Raw genomic sequence first — 20,415 nt, 5'->3', positions numbered from 1 at the left:
GCAGCCTGTATCAGGCAGAAGCCGGCAACGGCTGAAAGCTGAAGTACTGCTTCAATGCCTGCACCAACTGCCCATACTCCGGCGGTGCCCGTTGCAGGCTGAAGCCGGCGTCGTAATGGTGGGGGGTTTGGTCCTCGTGGCACCACAGGCAACAGGCCTGCAGATCGATGATCTGTATCCCCCCGTCGGTCGCAGGGATTTTCAGGCGCAAACCGAAATCGGCGCCGATCATCATCGGCAACTGACTGACGAGCATCAGCCCGTCTGCAGAGACGTTGCCCAGAAAGCCGATCGGCTTGTCGGTGATGCTGTTGAAGACTTTCAGAAAATACGGCAGTTGATGCCGCTCGATACGGCGGTCAGTGAACATGCGCAATTCGCCCAGCAAGGCCCTTAAGCAGGGCCGCACTAATGCTTCGGAACGGGCCGGCCTGCTGTTTAATCAGGCATGGGCGCGCTCTCCCCGATCCTGGTGCGACAGTCCATGAGCCGCTGTCGCTTACTCCTGCCGATCACGGGTGTTACGTCGGTTTGGAGGCGAGGCTCCAAACCGCTTTATTCGACTATAGCTCACCGTCGCCGGTGAGCCAGTCCTGAATGCGAAACGTTATCAGAAGCGGGTCGGACGCACCGCCGCCGCGCTGCGCAGCGGGTAGTGACCCAGCGCCTGCAAGGTTTCCAGGCGCGCCTGGGCGCGGTAGGCGTATTCGCTTTGTGGGTACGACGCGATGATGAACTGGTAGGTTTGCGCCGCATCGACAAACAGTTTCTGCCGTTCCAGGCACAGACCGCGCAGCATCGACACTTCCGGCCACACATAAGGCCGCGCGCGGCTGGCGCGTTCGACCTTGGACAGCTCGAGCGTCACCTGCTCGCAATTGCCACGGTCATAGGCGCTGTAGGCGAGGTTCAAATGGTGGTTCATCGACCAACGGGTGCAGCCCACGACACTGAGGGCAAGGACGGCTATGAGCACGAATCGCATGGGAGTTCTCCTGACTTGAGCTCTGTATCGACCCATTGGCAAAAATCTTCAGGCGGCCGCTCACCAAAAGTGTTCGGTTCAATAAACAAACGAATAAGTAGTGCACATGAACAATGACTACACCCCAAGAGCATAGTAGCCTCACTCAGCGCTTGAACTCAGGAGTCTTTGCATGTCCGTCCGTCGTACCAAAATCGTCGCCACCCTTGGCCCGGCCAGTAACTCGCCGGAAGTCCTCGAACAACTGATCCTGGCTGGCCTGGACGTCGCCCGCCTGAACTTCTCCCACGGCACCCCCGACGAGCACAAGGCTCGCGCGAAGCTGGTGCGTGACCTGGCGGCCAAGCATGGCCGCTTCGTTGCCCTGCTGGGCGACCTGCAAGGCCCGAAAATCCGTATCGCCAAATTCGCCAACAAGAAGATCGAGCTGAAGATCGGTGATCAATTCACCTTCTCCACCAGCCATCCTCTGACCGAAGGCAACCAGCAAGTGGTCGGTATCGACTACCCGGACCTGGTCAAGGACTGCGGCGTGGGCGACGAACTGCTGCTCGACGACGGTCGCGTGGTCATGCGCGTCGACACCGCCACCGCTACCGAACTGAACTGCACCGTAACCATTGGCGGCCCGCTGTCCGACCACAAGGGTATCAACCGTCGCGGTGGTGGCCTGACCGCTCCGGCCCTGACCGAAAAAGACAAGGCCGACATCAAGCTCGCCGCGGAAATGGAAGTCGACTACCTCGCGGTCTCCTTCCCGCGTGACGCCGCGGACATGGAATACGCCCGTCAACTGCGCGACGAAGCCGGCGGCACCGCCTGGCTGGTGGCAAAGATCGAACGCGCCGAAGCCGTGGCCGACGACGAAACCCTCGACGGCCTGATCAAGGCATCCGACGCCGTGATGGTGGCCCGTGGCGACCTCGGTGTGGAAATCGGCGACGCCGAGCTGGTGGGCATCCAGAAAAAGATCATTCTGCACGCACGCCGCCACAACAAGGCGGTGATCGTTGCGACCCAGATGATGGAGTCGATGATCCAGAACCCGATGCCGACCCGCGCCGAAGTGTCCGACGTAGCCAACGCGGTGCTCGACTACACCGACGCCGTGATGCTCTCGGCCGAAAGTGCTGCCGGTCTATACCCGCTGGAGGCCGTTCAGGCGATGGCGCGCATTTGTGTCGGCGCTGAGAAGCACCCGACCAGCAAGACCTCCAGCCACCGTATCGGCAAAGAGTTCGAGCGCTGCGACGAGAGCATTGCGCTGGCGACCATGTACACCGCCAACCACTTCCCGGGCGTCAAAGCGATCATCGCCCTGACCGAAAGTGGCTACACCCCGCTGATCATGTCGCGCATCCGTTCCTCGGTGCCGATCTACGCATTCACGCCACACCGCGAAGCCCAGGCGCGCGCCGCGATGTTCCGTGGCGTGTACACCATCCCGTTCGATCCGGCTTCGCTGGCGCCGAACGAAGTCAGCCAGAAGGCGATCGACGAGCTGGTCAAGCGCGGCGTCGTACAGAAAGGCGACTGGGTCATCCTGACCAAGGGCGACAGCTACCACACCACCGGCGGCACCAATGGCATGAAGATCCTGCACGTTGGCGATCCGATGGTCTGAATGACCGTTTGCTGAAAAACAAAGGCCCCGCCATGAGAATGGCGGGGCCTTTTTCGTTTGGTTTTTTGTGTTCCTGGAGTCTGCGCCTCAGCTACCGGACATTGGCAACCTGTCACATTTGACAGTATAAAAAATCCTCCCCCTTAGGCTAAATGACCCTGTTCTCGCCTTACGGCGCAAACATCTCATTTATCTCAATGGAGAACATCATGCTGCCTCCTCCCCCCAAGAAAGTGAATCAACCCGGTGAGATTGATCTGAGCTTCGGCACCAATGGATCAACTAGCGTCGAAGGCGGCCCCCTGGTAGACATCGCTGTCGTTACGAGTGATGGACCACATCAAGGTAAAATTGTCGGCCTTGTGGCTGATAACAACATGTTCAAACTTTTCCGCCTTCATAAAGACGGACAACTTGACATGGAATTTGGCACAGATTTGCACGAAGGTAAGCGCACCGGATACACCACTCAAGGCTTCGGAAACGAAGGCAGCAAATCAACGCCCAATAAACTGACCTTGATGGGTGACAAAAAAATTCTCGTCACAGGTCAAGTTGACGACAAGGACATTCCATTTACAGCCTACCCCGCAGCCGCACTCTTTAATTTCAGCGGCTCCAGCAATCCTGTTTTTGCAAAGAACGGGGTGTTCATCCTCAAGGAGCAACCACCAAAAGACGAAAGCCCCCAAGCTTGCTCCCCTGAAATGACTGATTTGCCCCCTGCCTCGAGGGGCAATAAGAACTCAGACACTATCCTGTTTTATTCGCGCAGCAGCCCAGCACGTACAGGATGGGGAGTGTTGATTCGACTGACGCCCAACGGCGAGTTGGACACGACGTTCAACCGTTCTGGCTATGTATTTTTTCGACACCCTGGCGGTGCGTCCGCCGTTCATTCAGTCGTGACTCAACGCGACGGTACGATCATTGTCGCTGGAGTTACGCAGACAGAAGGATTTTTAGCCGCGTTCCATCCTGACGGCAGCATCAAATTAGACTTCGGTACTGACGGATTTATTACTCTAAAGTCAGAAGAAGGCTCTATGGAACCCCGCCAACTTTTACTGCGTCAATCAGACGATGCGCTGATTGTCGTTGGCTGGATCGACCAAAACCAGCGCAATGCCTGCATTATCAGAACGCTTGCCAAGGGTATGCCTGACCCTGCTTTCAATCACGGAAAACCGGTTGTAACCGACGGCAAATTCTTGGGTTCACTATGGCAAGGAGGTGCCCTGGACTCTCAGGGATCCATTGTTGCTGCCGGTGAAATCAACTACCTCCGACACGGTCTCGTAGGACGCATTACCGAGAATGGAACAGAAGACCCGACTTTCGGCACGGACGGCTACTCAGATCCGTATGCCGTCTACATGCCTACGGCGGCAACATGCATTGCAGTCCAAACTGATACCACTTTAGTTATCGGCGCGCGACAATGGTCTTCGCGCTTTTCAGTGAGCCGTATTCATACCTGAATCGTCGGTGTTTCTGGCTTTTTGACCGGTATCGCGTCTTGATTGCTCAACCGCGCGGCAGAAACACATCGGCCAGCAGCTGATTGCGCGGCAACCCCGCCAGGTACAGGCGTCGGGCAAAGGCGTCAACACTGTCGGGAGCACCACAGACCAAAGCCAGGGTTTGCCGGGAAACAAGGCGCAGTTGCGCCAGGACCGCGGGTAACTCGGCTGGGGTCCAGAGTTCGACCGTGAGGTTCGGACGACTGGCTGCCATGGCGTGCAGCGGCTTGGCCAGATAATGCTCGTTGGCATCATGGGCCAGGTGAATGACGCGAATAACGCCCCGATGATCCTGGCGCAAGGCTTCCCGCAACACGCCAAACAATGGTCCCAACCCGGTGCCGGCCGCCATCAGCCACAGCGGTCGGTCGTGCCAGTCCGGGTCGTATTGCAAGGCCCCGCCGCGCAACTCGCCGAGACGGATCGGGTCACCGATGTTCAGTTGACGGGCTGCATCGCAAAATTCCCCCGACTGGCGACAATCGAGGTGAAACTCCAGAAAGCGGTCCTCTTCCGGCAGGCTGGCGAGGGAATACGGTCGCGCCACATTGCCCGCCCATAACACCAGATGCTGGCCGGCGCAGTAGCGCAATGGCCGCTGTGTCGTCAGGCGCAAGCGCAATACGTTGGGGCTCAACCAATCGGCGGCGGCGACCTCGGCCGGACGACCGTCCTGTTGCGGGTCGAAGGTGTGAACTTGCAAATCCTCGACCACCTGGCACTGGCAGGCCAGGCGCCAGCCTTGCTGACGCTGCTCTGCGCTCAGGGCATCGGGACGGCTGTCGCTCGGCAATCCTTGCACGCACTGCACCAGGCAGGCATGACAACTGCCGGCGCGGCAACTGTAGGGGACCGCAACGCCGTTCTGATTCAGGGTATCGAGCAGATTTGCGCCGGTTGCCACCGACCATTGGCGATCGCCCACGCGTAATTCAGGCATCGACGTTTTCCCACGCCGCTGCGCAACGATTGCGGCCGTCACGCTTGGCGCGATAAAGCGCCTGGTCAGCCCGCTGCAAGGCCTCGTCAAGATCATCGCCCATGTCCAGCAGGGTCATGCCGGCGGACAGGCTGAGACTGCCCACTTTCAAGCCGATCAACTGGACATCGGTGAAGGCGATGCGCAGCCGCTCGCAACAGGCCGTCAACCGTTCAGCATCGCAATCAGGCAGCAACACCACGAACTCTTCTCCGCCGTAGCGTGCCAGGACATCGCCGTCGCGCAGGCAGGCCGACGCCACGCCGGCAAAAGCCTGCAGCACCTGATCTCCAGCCGCATGGCCATGAATGTCGTTGATGCGCTTGAAGTGATCGAGGTCGATCAGCGCCAGACCATGCACGACACCAGCGTCCATGGCTTTGAGTTCGCGCGAAGCCAGGCGCAGGAAATGCCGACGATTGAACAAACCGGTCAACTCGTCGGTGGCAACCAGGTCCTCGAGCTGGCGCATCATTGCGCGCAACGTGTCCTGGTGCGCCTGCAAGGCGAAGCGGCGCTGACGCATGCGCAAGTGCGAGGCCTGGACGTAACGGGCGTACAGCTCCAGCCAGACCAGAACAATGAACAGTACGCACACCTGCAACACCGCCAGCGCCGGATCGGCCAGCTGGAAGTGGTAGCCTTCCCACAGCGTGATCGCGCTGAAACTGAAAAACACCAGCAGCGCGCACCGCGCAAACGCACGGCGCGACAGATGAAATAGCCCGAACAGCAGAATCAGCACGTAAAACACCAGAAACGCGCCGCGAGCCTCATCCAGATTGGCAATCAGCCAGGTTTGCCAGCCCAGCCCCAGCAATACCTGCGCCTCGGTCAGGCTGGGGTCGGAGAAACGCAGGTTGCACCCGCTATAGAAAACCACGAACAACGCCGCCTGGCTGATGACCACGAGTGCGCTGCCAACGGCGACATCGGCCAGCGATTCATCGTAATGGCCAGTAAAAAATGCCAGCCACAGCAGCAGCAAAGCCAGGGCATAAGTGCCGGCCGCGAGGGCAAACCGTTTGAGCAACATGCGCTGGATGGCGTTATGGGTCAATCGTTGACTCACCCTATGAAAGGAGACTGACAGAGCGTCCTACTCTACAGACCGAATGTCACTTTAGTGGCGTGGCCGATAAATGACCATTCAATTTTCGGGCTGACCCGATACAGGGACCGATCGCGACAATGAGACCAAGGTTTGACCACCGGCGGGTGTGTACCGAACCGAGGCGCGTTATACTGCCGCGCCTTTTTAGCGTCGCGCCAGCTTGCCCGGCGTGCCTTGAAAGGTGCTTGCAACCGACCGATGCACCCAAGCTGCAAGCACCTTATTGAATGTTCCCGTCTTTTAGAGGAGCGCGACTCATGACCGTGATCAAGCAAGACGACCTGATTCAGAGCGTTGCCGACGCCCTGCAGTTCATTTCCTATTACCACCCCGTGGATTTCATCCAGGCGATGCACGAAGCCTACCTGCGCGAAGAATCGCCAGCGGCCCGTGATTCGATGGCACAAATCCTGATCAACTCGCGCATGTGCGCCACCGGCCACCGCCCGATCTGCCAGGACACCGGCATCGTGACCGTGTTTGTCCGCGTGGGCATGGACGTGCGTTGGGATGGCGCCACCATGGGCCTGGACGACATGATCAACGAAGGCGTTCGTCGCGCCTACAACCTGCCGGAAAACGTCTTGCGTGCTTCGATCCTCGCCGACCCGGCGGGCGCTCGAAAGAACACCAAGGACAACACCCCGGCCGTAATCCACTACTCCATTGTTCCCGGTAACACCGTGGAAGTGGACGTGGCGGCCAAGGGCGGCGGTTCCGAGAACAAGTCGAAAATGGCCATGCTCAACCCGTCCGACTCGATCGTCGACTGGGTTCTGAAGACCGTCCCAACCATGGGCGCCGGCTGGTGCCCACCGGGCATGCTCGGCATCGGTATCGGCGGCACCGCCGAGAAAGCCGCTGTCATGGCGAAAGAAGTGTTGATGGAGTCCATCGACATCCACGAGCTGAAGGCCCGCGGCCCGCAGAACCGCATCGAAGAAATGCGCCTGGAGCTGTTCGAGAAGGTCAACCAGTTGGGCATCGGCGCCCAGGGCCTCGGTGGCCTGACCACCGTGCTCGACGTGAAGATCATGGATTACCCGACCCACGCCGCCTCGTTGCCGGTGTGCATGATCCCGAACTGCGCCGCCACCCGTCACGCGCACTTCGTGCTAGACGGTTCCGGCCCGGCCTCGCTTGAAGCGCCACCGCTGGACGCCTACCCGGAAATCGTCTGGGAAGCCGGCCCGTCTGCCCGTCGCGTCAACCTCGACACCCTGACCCCGGAAGAAGTGCAGAGCTGGAAGCCGGGCGAAACCGTCCTGCTCAACGGCAAGATGCTCACTGGACGCGACGCGGCGCACAAGCGCATGGTCGAGATGCTGAACAAGGGTGAAACCCTGCCGGTGGACCTCAAGGGTCGCTTCATCTATTACGTCGGCCCGGTCGATCCGGTGCGCGAAGAAGTGGTTGGCCCTGCCGGCCCGACTACTGCCACGCGGATGGACAAGTTCACCCGCCAGATCCTCGAGCAGACTGGCCTGCTGGGCATGATCGGCAAATCCGAGCGCGGCCCGACCGCCATCGACGCGATCAAGGACCACAAGGCCGTTTACCTGATGGCAGTGGGCGGCGCGGCTTACCTGGTGGCGCAAGCGATCAAGAAATCCCGCGTTGTCGCTTTCGCCGAACTGGGCATGGAAGCGATCTACGAGTTCGACGTCAAGGACATGCCGGTGACCGTTGCGGTCGACAGCAAGGGCGAGTCCGTACACATCACCGGTCCTGCCATCTGGCAGCAAAAGATCAGTGAAAGCCTGGCGGTAGAAGTGCAGTAAGCGCTTCGACTGGCACGACAAAAGGCGACAGGAGAATGCTCTTGTCGCCTTTTTTATTGCCTCATTTTGCAAGAGCCGCTTTTATGGGATGACAGCGAAGCCCCATGTTATGGTGCGCCCCCCGTACACCTGTGTAATGCCCAGCATGTTTGAGTCCTCTCGCCCTTTGCGCCTGGCGCTTTATACCTTGTTGATTGTCGCCGGCGCCGCCCTCGTCGCGACCCTGGCCGTTCGTCAAACCGTGCGCCAGTCACTGGTCGATGACGCCGCCCGTGCCAATCAGCAACTGGCGCTTTACGCCACCTCGCTGCACACCCTGATCGAACGCTACCGCGCCCTGCCCTCGGTGCTGGCACTCGACCCGCAGTTGCGCGACGCACTCAAAGGCCCGGTGAGCCCCGAGCAACAGGAGCTGCTGAACCGCAAACTGGAAAAGATCAACGGCGCCGCCGAATCCTCGACCCTGGAACTGCTCGATCGCACGGGCCTGGCCGTGGCGGCGAGCAATTGGCGCTTGCCCAGCAGCTACGTCGGCCACAACTACGGCTTTCGACCCTACTTCAACCAGACCCGCACCCAGGGCACCGGGCGCTTTTATGCCGTGGGGGTGACCAGCGGAATTCCAGGCTACTTCTTGTCCAGTGCGGTGACGAACGACGATGGCCAGTTTCTCGGCGCGATGGTGGTGAAACTGGAATTTCCCGAGCTGGAACGCGAATGGCGCCAGGGTAGCGACACCTTGCTGGTCAGTGACGCCCGCGCAATCATCTTCATCGCCAACCAGCCAGGCTGGCGCTATCGGCACCTGAAACCGCTGAGCGACAGCGATCACGCCGAACTCAAGGTCACCCGCCAATACGACAAGCAGCCGCTGACACCGCTTGAATACCGATCGTTGCGCCGCTTCGACGAGACCAGTGACCTGGCACGGGTCGATGGCCCCGACGGCCCTGCCGATTATCTTTGGGAATCCCTGCCGCTGGCCGCCGAAGGCTGGACCCTGCACCTGCTGCGCCGCCCGCAGGTGGCCTTCGAAGACAGCCGCAACGCCGCGCTCGCCGCAGCCGGCCTTTGGCTGACGCTGGTGTTTCTGCTGCTGTTCCTCAATCAGCGCTGGCGTCTGGCGAAAATGCGCCAGCGCAGTCGCGAAGAGCTTGAACAGCTGGTACAGGAGCGTACCCGCGACCTGCGCACCGCTCAGGACGGTCTGGTGCAATCGGCCAAACTCGCGGCCCTCGGCCAGATGTCGGCGGCGCTGGCCCATGAAATCAATCAACCGCTGACCGCCCAACGCATGCAGTTGGCGACCTTGCGCCTGTTACTGGATCACGGTCGCGTCGACGACGCCTACAAGGCGCTCAAACCGGTGGATGACATGCTCACGCGCATGGCCGCCCTCACCGGGCACCTGAAGACCTTCGCCCGTAAAAGCCCCAGTGGCTTGCGCGAACGTCTGGACCTGGCGTCGGTGGTGGACCAATCGCTTGAGCTGCTCGACACGCGCCTGCGCGATGAACAGGTCAGCACCGTGCTGCACCTGACGCGCCCGGCCTGGGTGCGGGGCGATGCGATTCGCCTGGAGCAGGTGCTGATCAACTTGCTGCGCAATGCGCTGGATGCGATGCAGGATAAACCCTGCAAACGCCTGGAAATCCGCCTCGAAGCTGACGAACAACTGTGGCGCCTGAGCGTCATCGACAACGGCAGTGGCATTGCCGAGGAAAACCTGGCGAAAGTGTTCGACCCGTTTTTCACCACCAAACCGGTGGGCGATGGCCTGGGCATCGGTCTGGCCGTATCCTTCGCCATCGTTCACGAATCGGGCGGACGCCTGAGCGCCGATAATCACGACAACGGCGCGGTGTTCACACTCACTTTGCCCATCGACTCGGAGGCTCATGAGCCATGCTGAATTCAGTGATGGTGGTCGACGACGAAATCAGCATTCGCAGCGCCGTCGAGCAATGGCTGAGCCTGTCGGGTTTCGAGGTGCAACTGTTCAGCCGCGCCGACGAGTGCCTGGCGCAGTTGCCCAGGCATTTTCCCGGGGTGATTCTCTGCGACGTGCGCATGCCCGGCATGAGCGGTCTGGATCTGCTGGCCGAAATACAGCGCCGCGATGCCGATCTGCCGGTGATTCTGCTGACGGGCCACGGCGACGTCCCCATGGCTGTCGACGCGATGCGTGATGGCGCCTACGACTTCCTGGAAAAACCCTTCAGTCCCGAATCCTTGCTTGGCAGCTTACGGCGGGCACTGGACAAGCGCCGGCTGGTCCTGGAAAACCGTGCCCTGCACGTACAGGCGGACAACCGCGCCAAACTGGACGCCACCTTGCTCGGCGTTTCCCGTGGCTTGCAGACCCTGCGTCGGCAGGTGCTCGATCTGGCGGCGCTACCGGTCAACGTGTTGATCCGCGGCGAAACCGGCAGCGGCAAGGAGCTGGTTGCACGTTGCCTGCACGACTTCGGCCCACGCGCCGATAAACCCTTCGTCGCCTTGAACTGCGCGGCCATCCCCGAACAACTGTTTGAGGCCGAGTTGTTCGGCCACGAAAGCGGCGCGTTCACCGGCGCCCAGGGCAAGCGCATCGGCAAGCTCGAATACGCCGATGGCGGCACGCTGTTTCTCGATGAAATCGAAAGCATGCCCCTGGCCCAGCAGGTGAAATTGTTGCGGGTGCTGCAGGAGCAAAAACTCGAGCGATTGGGTTCGAACCAGAGTATCCGCGTGGATCTGCGGATCATTGCCGCGACCAAACCGGACTTGCTCGAGGAAGCACGGGCCGGACGTTTTCGCGAGGATCTGGCTTACCGTCTGAATGTCGCCGAGTTGCGCCTGCCGCCGCTGCGCGATCGCCGCGAAGACATCCCGTTGTTGTACGAAGCCTTTGCCCAGAGTGCCGCCGAGCGCCTGGGTCGCACCTTTGCGCCGTTGAGCGGGCCGCAGTTGAGCCATCTGTTGAGCCACGACTGGCCGGGCAATGTGCGCGAGCTGGCGAACGTGGCCGAGCGTCAGGTGTTGGGGCTTGGCGAGTCGGTGCCAGCGGGTATCGAACCCGGGCAGTCACTGGCGGCGCAGCAGGAAGCCTTTGAAGCGCAGTGCCTGCGCGCGGCATTGACCCGGCACAAGGGCGATGTGAAAGCGGTGCTTGAAGAGCTGCAACTGCCGCGCCGCACTTTCAATGAAAAGATGCAGCGGCATGGGTTGAACCGGGAGATGTTTTTGTAGCGTCTGTGCCGGCCTCTTCGCGGGCAAGCCCGCTCCTACATGGACCGAGTTGACCACAGATTGTGAGCACGACACTCATCCACTGTGGGAGTGAGCCTGCTCGCGATGAGGCCGGCACAGGTACCCCACACCCAAATCCAAATAAGCAATTTTCCGCTCACAGCCATTCCAGAATAAGCGGATTTCCGCTCACCCAAGCGTCAACACCCCTCTAAACCGCCCCTCTCCCCGTTGGCACAGCTCCTGCTATAGCCCCCGCAGGCTGCGTTAACGCGCGCTCCACAAAAAATAATTAAAGGATCCTTCAATGGATAATTCCAATACCCTGCCCCGTGGGTCGGCCGTCGCGCCGACAAAAGAACGTACTACCTCCAGCCGTATCAAATCGATCTTCAGCGGTTCCGTCGGCAACATGGTCGAGTGGTATGACTGGTACGTCTATGCCGCTTTCTCCCTGTACTTCGCCAAGACCTTTTTCCCCAAAGGCGACACCACCGCACAACTGCTGAACACCGCTGCGATTTTCGCCGTGGGCTTCCTGATGCGTCCGATCGGGGGCTGGCTGATGGGCCTGTACGCCGACAAAGTCGGGCGCAAAAAGGCGCTGATGGCCTCGGTATACCTGATGTGCTTCGGCTCGCTGCTGATCGCGCTGAGCCCGGGCTATGAAATCATCGGCATCGGCGCGCCGATCCTGTTGGTGTTCGCCCGTCTGCTGCAAGGCCTGTCGGTCGGTGGCGAGTACGGCACCTCCGCCACCTACCTCAGCGAGATGGCGACCAAGGAGCGTCGCGGTTTCTACTCCAGCTTCCAGTACGTGACCCTGATCTCCGGCCAGCTCATAGCCTTGGCCGTACTGATCATCCTGCAAAACGTACTGACCACCGAAGAGCTCTATGCCTGGGGCTGGCGTATCCCATTCGCCATCGGTGCGCTGTGTGCCGTGGTCGCGCTGTACCTGCGTCGCGGCATGGAAGAAACCGAGTCGTTCACCAAGAAAGAAAAAGCCAAGGAAAGCGCGATGCGCACCTTGATGCGCCACCCGAAGGAACTGATGACCGTGGTCGGCCTGACCATGGGCGGTACGCTGGCGTTCTACACCTACACCACCTACATGCAGAAATACCTGGTGAACACCGTCGGCATGAGCATCTCCGACTCCACCACCATTTCCGCCGCCACGCTGTTCCTGTTCATGTGCCTACAGCCGATCGTCGGCGGATTGTCGGATAAAATCGGTCGCCGGCCGATCCTGATTGCCTTCGGCATTCTTGGGACGCTGTTCACCGTGCCGATCCTCACCACTTTGCACACCGTCACGACTTGGTGGGGCGCGTTCTTCCTGATCATGGCGGCGCTGATCATCGTCAGCGGCTACACCTCGATCAACGCGGTGGTGAAGGCCGAACTGTTCCCAACCGAAATCCGCGCCCTGGGCGTGGGCCTACCGTATGCCCTGACCGTATCGATCTTCGGCGGTACCGCTGAATACATCGCGCTGTGGTTCAAGAGCATCGGCATGGAAACCGGTTACTACTGGTATGTCACCGCGTGCATCGCCGTGTCGTTGCTGGTGTACATCACCATGAAGGACACCCGCAAGCATTCGCGGATCCTCACCGACTAAGTCCAGGCGCGTCATGAAAAAAGGGGGCAGACCGTCGGGGTCTGCCCCTTTTTTGTTTGTGCTGAGCGCCAAATGAAAATCCGTCATGCACAAAGTCAGACAGATTAATCACGAGTTAATGCTCATTTTCCATCCTGAGCCTGCCTGATCGATTGACTGCGATTCGCTCATTCAGCCCCTGAAAGCGAAAAAGCGGGACGGCGTTAACATCTAGTTAATCGATTGTTTCTAGCATATTTTTGCGCTTTTTAATCAGTTTAATTGGCGTAGCATGAAACCCATACCCAAGACAGAAAACGCCAAAGAACCTGGAGAAATGAAGATGAAAACCAAACTGTTCCTCGCCATCGCCCTGTCCGTACTGGCCGCCAACACCTTCGCCGCCGACGGTTATGACCGCACAGGCTCCGCGGTTGCCGCCGATGGTTATGACCGCACTGGCTCCGCTACTGTTGCCGCAGATGGCTACGACCACACTGGCGGCGCCACTGTTGCCGAAGATGGTTATGACCGTACGGGCGGCGCTACCGTCAGCTGATTCATTCACGCGGCATCACAGCCCGGCTTCGGCCGGGCTTAGTCATTTTTCAGGCACCAGAAATGTCCAGACTGATCAAGAAAACCTGTGGGAGCGGGCTTGCCCGCGATGGCGGCTCAACAGTTGACAGTGATGCTGAATGTAATGCCCTCATCGCGGGCAAGCCCGCTCCCACAGGGTTCTTCGTCTGACTGGTAATCGGCGGCTTGGCCTTGCACTATTGTCGATACTCGAAAGCAGCCCACAGGTACAAGCTCCATGCCCGACGACATCCACTATTACGAACCCGCCAACGGCCACGGCCTGCCCCACGATCCGTTCAATGCGATCGTCGGCCCGCGCCCCATCGGCTGGATTTCTTCACAGGATGCCGAAGGCCGCTTGAACCTGGCGCCCTACAGCTTTTTCAATGCCTTCAACTACATTCCGCCGATCATTGGTTTTTCCAGCGTCGGGCGCAAAGACAGCCTGAACAACATCGAACAGACCGGCGAATTCGCCTGGAACCTGGCCACCCGGCCATTGGCCGAGCGGATGAACCAAAGCAGCGCCATGGTCGAGCCCCAGGTCAACGAATTCGAAATGGCGGGCCTTAGCACCGTCGCCTCGAAAGTCATTCAGGTGCCACGGGTCGCCGAAAGCCCGGTGTCTTTCGAGTGCAAGGTCACGCAGATCATTCAGCTGCAGCGGGCGGACGGCAATGTGGTACCGAGCTGGCTGATTCTCGGCGAAGTGGTCGCCGTGCATATCGCCAAGTGGCTGTTGAAGGATGGGGTGTACGACACCGCCGCCGCAGAACCGATTCTGCGCGGCGGCGGGCCGGCGGATTATTTCCAGTTGGGGCCTGAGGCGTTGTTCAAGATGTACCGCCCGGGGGCGGTGAAGTAATCACCAGAGCAGGTCGGTGTCTTCCTTGACATCTTTCAAGCGGGTCAGCTCCTTGGCGGCCGCCAGATCAGCCTCATTGGCTGTCTTGAAAGTCTGGCCTTCCAGCACTTTGTGAAAACGCGGGGCGCCGGAACCACCCAGCGCTTTGACGGCGATAGCGGCGTGGTAACCACCCTCGCCCGGTACTACGGCGGAAACAGCTTCGAAGTGTTCAAAGGCTTTACGTGCCATGTCGCGAATCCTGGCTGGTTGAGAATGCCGCCATTAAACCCTCAACCGGCCAGTTTGTGTATATCTGCCCCGGACTGACGCAAGGCCTGCGCCGCCGACACATCCTTGAAGGTGTGAAAATCCAGGCTGTTGACCACCAGTTCCTGCACCAACTCGGCAAAAACCTCCATCGCCGGGGTGCTGAAATACGCGGTCATGGCCTGCTGGTTGACCCAGAAGCCGGACACCAGCCACAACTCGGGGTCGCATAACGAATGCTGCAAGGCAAAGTTCAGGCAACCAGGTGCCGCGCGGGACGGCTCGATCAGCGCGCTCAGGCGCATACCCAGCTCTTGGGAACGTCCGGCGCGCGCTCGGACAAAGGCCATATGACTGACGGGGATCTGCTTGGACATGTTCAACCCTCCCGGGGAGTCGCGTGGCAGCCAGGGGGACGGGCTGCGACAGGATCAAAGGTTAAAGGTCACAGCGCCTGGATGGTTAGTCGAATCCTGCCGGCGTGTTGCACAATCCTGCGAACGTGCAGAGGCCGCCTGTAACAATGTGTAAAACACTGCCCGGGTTGTGCCTTACGAGTTTCAAGCAAGTTTTCCCGTCTGCGTCCTGCCTTGTCCGTGCAGGGCAATTACCCCGTGCAGAATCAGGCAAGCATCAGGCAGGATGTGTCTACCGCTGCTGCTTGCACAAACTTATGCTCTGCCCATCACCCATGCCTTGCCGAGGATGCCTTGCATGTCGTCGTTCGATCACTTTCAAGCCCCGCTTGACACCGACATGGAAAAGCAACGCGCGGAACTGGCGGCGATCATCCGTCGCAACACCGCCGAAGATGGCAGTTATGCCACTGCCATTGGCTCACTGTTCATGTCGCGCCACAGCCAGTCCCACGAGTTCGCCCCGGTGCTCGCGCAACCGGCGCTGTGCATCATGGCCCAAGGGCGCAAGGAAGTTCAGCTGGCCAACGAGTACTTCAACTACGACCCGCTGAACTACCTGGTGGTCTCGGTCTCGATGCCGCTGAGCGGGCGGGTGGTCGATGTCTCGGCCGAGGAGCCGATCCTGGCCTTGCGGCTGGACATCGACCCGACGGAAATCACCGCGTTGATCGCCGACGCCGGGCCCCTCGGCGTCCCCACCCGGCCAACCGGGCGCGGGTTGTATGTCGAACAGCTCGACAGCGCCATGCTCGACGCCGTGCTGCGCCTGGCGCGATTGCTCGACACACCGAAAGACATCGCCATGCTCGCGCCGCTGATTCGCCGGGAAATTCTCTATCGGTTGTTACGCAGCAAGCAAGGGCACCGGCTGTATGAAATCGCCATTGCCAACAGTCAGAGTCATCGCATCAGCCAGGCGATCAAGTGGCTCAACGGTAACTATGAGCAGCCGTTGCGCATTGATGATCTGGCCAAGGAAGTGAACCTGAGCGTGTCGACCTTGCATCACCGCTTCAAGGCGATGACGGCGATGAGTCCGTTGCAGTATCAGAAGCAGTTGCGCTTGCAGGAAGCTCGCCGGCTGATGCTGGCGGAAGGATTGGAGGCTTCGGCGGCGGGTTATCGGGTGGGTTATGAAAGCCCTTCGCAGTTCAGCCGGGAGTACAGCCGGTTGTTCGGGGCGCCGCCGTTGCGGGATCTGGCGCGGTTGCGGTTGTCGGTTTGATCCAGCTTTCTCTGTGTGGCTGATGGCCTCATCGCTGGCAAGCCAGCTCCCACGGTGATCTGTGGCGTTCACAAAACCTGTAGGAGCTGGCTTGCCAGCGATGGGGCCGGCAAAGCCAACATCAAACACGAATCACGCGCCGAGCACCCGGCAAGCCTCTGCCGGAAGGGTCACCGACACCGGATGCCCAACGCTCAAGCCAAAGCCCTGACACGGCGTACTCAACGCCGTAAACGACACTCCGGAACACTCCACCGTCGTCTCGATGGTCGCGCCGATATCCCGCACGAACGTCACCTTGCCCAGCAAGCGGTTACCCGCCGTGGCCTGGGGCGCCGACAGTTGCAGGTCTTCGGGGCGAATCAGCATCTTCACTTTTTCCCCCACCACGATGCTGCTGCAGATCGGCACTTGCAGCGCATCGCCGCCCGGCAGGCTGACCTTGCCGTTGCCCAGCGCCGTGGCCGGGAAGATGTTGCCCGAGCCGATGAAGTCCGCGACGAACTCGTTGGCCGGGTGACGGTAGATCTCGATCGGCGTACCCACCTGCTGCACCTTGTGCTCACCCAACACGACGACGATATCAGCCATGGTCATGGCTTCGCGCTGGTCGTGGGTGACCATGATGGTGGTGATGTTCAGGCGCTGTTGCAGCTGGCGTATTTCCACTTGCATCGACTCGCGCAACTTGGCGTCCAGCGCCGACAGCGGTTCGTCGAGCAAGAGGATTTTCGGGTGATTGGCAATCGCCCGGGCAATCGCCACGCGCTGGCGCTGGCCGCCGGACAGTTTCGCCACCGGCCGATCAATCATCGGTTGCAGCTGGATCAGTTCCAGCAACTCCACCACCCGCGCCTGCTGATCAACCTTGCTGACCCCGCGCAGCTTCAGTGGATACGCAATGTTTTCGCCCACGGTCATGTGCGGGAACAGCGCCAGGGACTGGAACACCATGCCGAAGTTACGCAGGTGCGCCGGGGTATGGCCGATGTCCTCGCCGTCCAGGCGAATCTCGCCACCGCTCAGGGTTTCCAGCCCGGCGATCATCCGCAGCAAAGTGGTTTTGCCGCACCCCGAGGGGCCGAGGAAACACACCAGTTTGCCCTCGGGCAAATGCAGGTTTACATCCTTTACCGCGCAGGCCGAGCCGTAATGTTTCTCGACGTTTTCCAGAATCAGACCAGACATAAATCACCTCAAGAAATCAGAACGAAACGCCACCTTCACCGACCAGCTTCTCCAGCGCCCAGATCAGGACGAAGTCGATCAGCACGATCAGCACGGCAAACGAAAATACGGTGGGGTCGAGCGAAGACACGGTGCGGCTGTACATCCAGATCGGCACGGTCATCACATCGATGGTGTAGAGGAAATAGGTCACGGTGAACTCGTTGAACGAGACGATGAACGCCAGCAGCATGCCCGCCAGGATCCCCGACTTCATCAACGGCACCACCACATCGACAATCGCCCGCAGTGGTGAAGCGCCGAGCATTTGCGCGGCCTCCTCGACTTCGCTGCCGATCGAGAGCATGGCCGCCGTGCAGTTCTTCACCACGAACGGCAAGGCCAGGATCACGTGGGCAATCACCAGGCGCGAGGTGGTCATCTGGAACGGCAGGCTGTCGAACACCAGCAGCAACGCCAGCCCCAACACCACCATCGGGAACACCAGGGGCAGCGACATCAGTTGCAGGGCCACGCCCTTGCCACGGAACTCGCAACGGGTCAGCGCATAGGCCGCCGGCACCGCAATCAGCGTGGCAAAGACCATGGTCAGGCACGACACCATCAGGCTGGTGGTCATGGCCTTGCCCAGGCTCAGTACATCGCTTGCATCCGGCGACACGAACGTGTGCCAGGCGGCCTTGTACCATTGCAGGCTGTAGCTGCTCGGCGGGAAATCGAGGTTCGACGCGCCGCTGAACGACATCACGATCATGGTCAGGATCGGCAACACCGCCAGCAGCAGGATGAAGCCCGAGAGGATGCCGGCGAACTTGCCGGTCTCGCCGGGCAACAGCCCATAGCGCTTCTTGGTCAGGGTGCTCATTGGGAAGCCTCCAGCATCCGGCGACGGCGGCCAGTGATGTATTCGGACAGGGTCATGATCGCGAGGGTGGTGACGATCAGCACCACGCCGGCGGCGGACGCGGCGGGCCAGTTCATCAGCGGAGCGATCTGGTCATGCACCATCACCGCCAGCATCGGCACGCGGCGACCACCGAGCAGCAACGGCACCACGAAGCTGCTGGCGTTGTAGGCAAACACCAGGGTCGCACCGGTGATGATCCCCGGCATGCTCATCGGCAACACCACCTGACGGAACACTTGGAAGCGACTCGCCCCCAGGGTCGCGGCGGCTTCTTCGTAACTGCGGGCGACGCCGCGCATGGCACTGGCGATCGGCAGCACGGCCAGCGGGAAGGCGGTTTGTACCAGGCCCATCAGCACGCCGTTCTGGTTGTACAACAGCATGATCGGGCGCTTGATCAGGCCCAGGCCCATCAGTGCCTGGTTGAGCATGCCGCCGGGGCCGAGGATGACCAGCCAGCCGTAGCTTTGCAGCAGCAGGTTGACCAGCAACGGCAACAGCACCGCGGCGAGGAAGATCCGGCGCACGAAGGGCGAGGTCAGCCGGGACATGGTATAGGCCACCGGAATCGCCAGCACCACCGCGATCACCGCGCTGATCAGCGCCAGGCGCAGGGTCAGCATCAGGGATTTGAGGTAGTAGGGTTCGAGCAATTGGGCGTAACTGGCCAGGCTGAACCCGGACCATTCCGCGCCCTTGGTGCCCACGCTCATGCGCAGCACCAGCAGGCTGGCGGCAATCAGCACACCGAGGAACAGCATCGACGGCGTGAGGAAAAACCAGGCGCGGGCCGTCGGCGAAACACCGAGGCGTGGGCGCGACTCAGCGGCGCTGACCGAATGGGTCAAAGGTTGGTGTTCCATAGCAAAGGTCTCGTCAATGGAAGATCAATGGCACACGGATGCGGGGTGTCAACCCGATCCCCTGTAGGAGCGAGCTTGCTCGCGAAGGACATGAGGGCGCCGATTTCATCCAGGCAGTCCCCGTTATCGTTAACGTCCATCGCGAGCAAGCTCGCTCCTACAGATCAGGAAGAAAAGATTTCCGTGTAACGACGAATCCATTGGTCATGCACGGTGGCCAGGAAGGCGTTGTCGTGCATGATCGCCTTCTCGGCAATCTGCTCCGGCGTGAGAATGAACGGGCTCTTGCGCGCTTCGGCGGAGATGATCGCCTTGGCGTTGACCGGGCCGTTGTAGATGTCTTCAGCCATCTTGCCCTGCACCAGCGGGTCCAGGGAGTGGTTGATGAATGCGTAGGTCAGGTCGGTATCGCCCGGACGATTCTTCGGCATCACCGAGAGCATCAGGTCGGTGTAGAAGCCTTCCTTCATGCCGAAGGTGGCGCCCAGGCCGTAGGCCGGATCGCGAATCTGTTTCGGGAAAAACGCCGGGGCGTACAGGCCGCCCATGTCCAGGGAACCGGTGCGGAACAGCTCGGCGATCTGGTTCGGGTTTTCGCCCAACGTCACTACGCGGTCTTTCAGCTCGGCGAGTTTCTTGAAGCCCGGCTCGATGTTGTGTTCGTCACCACCGGCCAGTTTGGCGGCGATGATGATCAGGTCCATGGCTTCGGTCCAGTTCGGCGGCGGCAGGAAGATGTTCGGCGACAGGTCGGCGTCCCACAGGGCGGCATAGCTGTCCGGCGCTTGCTGGATGGTGCGGGTGCTGTAGACCAGGCTGTTGCACCAGAGCAGGTAACCGATGCCGTGGCCATTGGCGCCGGTGCGGTATTTTTCCGGTACGTCGACCAGGTTGGGAATACGGTTGAGGTCGGGTTTTTCCAGCAGGTTGGCGGCGGCCAGGCCTTCGGCGCCGACGCCGGCCAGGGTGATGATGTCGTACTGCGGACGATCACCGCCGGCCTTGAGTTTGGCGACCATTTCCGAGGTACTGCCGGTGCGGTCGGCGATGACCTTGCAGCCGTACTTGTCTTCGAAGGTCGCGGCGATATTGCGCAGTGCGGCCAGGCCGGTGTCGTCGGACCAGGTCAGCAGGCGCAGGGTCTTGCCTTGAAAGCGGGTGTCGCTGGCATTGGCCTTGACGAACGGCAGGCTCATGGCCGCCGCGGCAACCGAGGCTACGCCCACGGTCTTGATGAATTGACGTCTGTTCAGATCATGCTCGCCCATTACGGA

At 60.4% G+C, this 20,415-nt stretch carries 19 protein-coding genes; 9 read left to right on the top strand and 10 right to left on the bottom strand.

Annotated elements, in window-relative coordinates; genetic code table 11:
• Positions 1 to 10 precede the first annotated feature (10 nt).
• Positions 11 to 370, bottom strand: a complete 360-nt coding sequence (locus tag ACYP2Q_RS28055; RefSeq protein ID WP_459733451.1) for a PilZ domain-containing protein — start codon at positions 368 to 370, stop codon at positions 11 to 13.
• Positions 371 to 610: 240 nt separating this feature from the next.
• On the bottom strand, positions 611 to 985 hold the full coding sequence (locus tag ACYP2Q_RS28050; RefSeq protein WP_274074335.1) for a tetratricopeptide repeat protein: 375 nt from the start codon (positions 983 to 985) through the stop codon (positions 611 to 613).
• A gap of 172 nt (positions 986 to 1,157) precedes the next feature.
• Here ACYP2Q_RS28050 and pyk point away from each other — a divergent pair, with 172 nt between their 5' ends.
• Together pyk and ACYP2Q_RS28040 are read left to right on the top strand one after the other, a co-directional pair.
• Positions 1,158 to 2,609, top strand: coding sequence for a pyruvate kinase (gene pyk / locus ACYP2Q_RS28045; protein ID WP_008052494.1), 1,452 nt, complete (start codon positions 1,158 to 1,160; stop codon positions 2,607 to 2,609).
• 209 nt (positions 2,610 to 2,818) lie between these two features.
• Positions 2,819 to 4,090, top strand: coding sequence for an NHL repeat-containing protein (locus ACYP2Q_RS28040; protein WP_459733450.1), 1,272 nt, complete (start codon positions 2,819 to 2,821; stop codon positions 4,088 to 4,090).
• Positions 4,091 to 4,136: 46 nt separating this feature from the next.
• Here ACYP2Q_RS28040 and ACYP2Q_RS28035 read toward each other — a convergent pair whose 3' ends face one another.
• Both ACYP2Q_RS28035 and ACYP2Q_RS28030 read right to left on the bottom strand, forming a co-directional pair.
• Positions 4,137 to 5,072 (bottom strand): iron-sulfur-binding ferredoxin reductase, encoded by a 936-nt coding sequence (locus ACYP2Q_RS28035; RefSeq protein WP_459733449.1) that lies wholly within the window; start codon positions 5,070 to 5,072, stop codon positions 4,137 to 4,139.
• The gene (locus ACYP2Q_RS28030) at positions 5,065 to 6,171 is read right to left on the bottom strand and encodes a GGDEF domain-containing protein (protein ID WP_459733448.1); all 1,107 of its coding nucleotides are present in this window, start codon (positions 6,169 to 6,171) and stop codon (positions 5,065 to 5,067) included. Before ACYP2Q_RS28030 ends, ACYP2Q_RS28035 begins: the two co-directional genes overlap by 8 nt.
• A gap of 311 nt (positions 6,172 to 6,482) precedes the next feature.
• Between ACYP2Q_RS28030 and ACYP2Q_RS28025 the strand changes: the two genes are divergently transcribed.
• The 6 genes from ACYP2Q_RS28025 (at position 6,483) to ACYP2Q_RS28000 (ending at position 14,290) form a co-directional block, all read left to right on the top strand.
• Positions 6,483 to 8,006 carry a fumarate hydratase gene (locus ACYP2Q_RS28025; RefSeq protein WP_008061943.1) on the top strand — a complete coding sequence of 508 codons (1,524 nt, stop codon included), beginning with the start codon at positions 6,483 to 6,485 and terminating at the stop codon, positions 8,004 to 8,006.
• A gap of 145 nt (positions 8,007 to 8,151) precedes the next feature.
• Positions 8,152 to 9,918: an ATP-binding protein gene (locus tag ACYP2Q_RS28020; protein ID WP_459733447.1), complete on the top strand. Its 1,767-nt coding sequence runs from the start codon at positions 8,152 to 8,154 to the stop codon at positions 9,916 to 9,918.
• On the top strand, positions 9,912 to 11,237 hold the full coding sequence (locus ACYP2Q_RS28015; protein ID WP_459733446.1) for a sigma-54-dependent transcriptional regulator: 1,326 nt from the start codon (positions 9,912 to 9,914) through the stop codon (positions 11,235 to 11,237). Before ACYP2Q_RS28020 ends, ACYP2Q_RS28015 begins: the two co-directional genes overlap by 7 nt.
• Positions 11,238 to 11,544: 307 nt before the next feature.
• Positions 11,545 to 12,864 (top strand): MFS transporter, encoded by a 1,320-nt coding sequence (locus ACYP2Q_RS28010; RefSeq protein WP_459733445.1) that lies wholly within the window; start codon positions 11,545 to 11,547, stop codon positions 12,862 to 12,864.
• 322 nt (positions 12,865 to 13,186) lie between these two features.
• Entirely contained in the window at positions 13,187 to 13,402 is a 216-nt protein-coding gene (locus ACYP2Q_RS28005) for a hypothetical protein (RefSeq protein WP_459733444.1), read from the top strand.
• A 258-nt stretch (positions 13,403 to 13,660) separates the two neighbouring features.
• Complete coding sequence (locus tag ACYP2Q_RS28000; protein ID WP_459733443.1) at positions 13,661 to 14,290, top strand: flavin reductase family protein; 630 nt, start codon at positions 13,661 to 13,663, stop codon at positions 14,288 to 14,290.
• On the opposite strand, the gene ACYP2Q_RS27995 is transcribed toward ACYP2Q_RS28000, so the two are convergent.
• Complete coding sequence (locus ACYP2Q_RS27995) at positions 14,291 to 14,521, bottom strand: hypothetical protein (protein ID WP_323626982.1); 231 nt, start codon at positions 14,519 to 14,521, stop codon at positions 14,291 to 14,293.
• Between the two features lie 41 nt (positions 14,522 to 14,562).
• Complete coding sequence (locus ACYP2Q_RS27990) at positions 14,563 to 14,916, bottom strand: putative quinol monooxygenase (protein ID WP_459733442.1); 354 nt, start codon at positions 14,914 to 14,916, stop codon at positions 14,563 to 14,565.
• A 337-nt stretch (positions 14,917 to 15,253) separates the two neighbouring features.
• Between ACYP2Q_RS27990 and ACYP2Q_RS27985 the strand changes: the two genes are divergently transcribed.
• Entirely contained in the window at positions 15,254 to 16,183 is a 930-nt protein-coding gene (locus tag ACYP2Q_RS27985; protein ID WP_459733441.1) for an AraC family transcriptional regulator, read from the top strand.
• Between the two features lie 132 nt (positions 16,184 to 16,315).
• Here the strand turns inward: ACYP2Q_RS27985 and ACYP2Q_RS27980 are convergent, their stop codons facing one another.
• The 4 genes from ACYP2Q_RS27980 to ACYP2Q_RS27965 all read right to left on the bottom strand — a co-directional run bounded on the left by ACYP2Q_RS27980 (position 16,316) and on the right by ACYP2Q_RS27965 (position 20,409).
• Entirely contained in the window at positions 16,316 to 17,371 is a 1,056-nt protein-coding gene (locus ACYP2Q_RS27980; protein ID WP_459733440.1) for an ABC transporter ATP-binding protein, read from the bottom strand.
• 16 nt (positions 17,372 to 17,387) lie between these two features.
• Positions 17,388 to 18,236 (bottom strand): ABC transporter permease, encoded by an 849-nt coding sequence (locus tag ACYP2Q_RS27975; RefSeq protein WP_459733439.1) that lies wholly within the window; start codon positions 18,234 to 18,236, stop codon positions 17,388 to 17,390.
• A complete protein-coding gene (locus ACYP2Q_RS27970; RefSeq protein ID WP_459733438.1) occupies positions 18,233 to 19,141 on the bottom strand; it encodes an ABC transporter permease in 909 nt (302 codons plus the stop codon). The genes ACYP2Q_RS27975 and ACYP2Q_RS27970 overlap by 4 nt, the downstream gene beginning before the upstream one ends.
• A gap of 164 nt (positions 19,142 to 19,305) precedes the next feature.
• The gene (locus tag ACYP2Q_RS27965; protein WP_274074319.1) at positions 19,306 to 20,409 is read right to left on the bottom strand and encodes an extracellular solute-binding protein; all 1,104 of its coding nucleotides are present in this window, start codon (positions 20,407 to 20,409) and stop codon (positions 19,306 to 19,308) included.
• Positions 20,410 to 20,415 lie beyond the last annotated feature (6 nt).

Source organism: Pseudomonas sp. MHK4 (assembly GCF_054600775.1).
The sequence above is the reverse complement of the archived record's forward strand: the minus strand, read 5'-3'. Positions and strand labels throughout refer to the sequence as shown.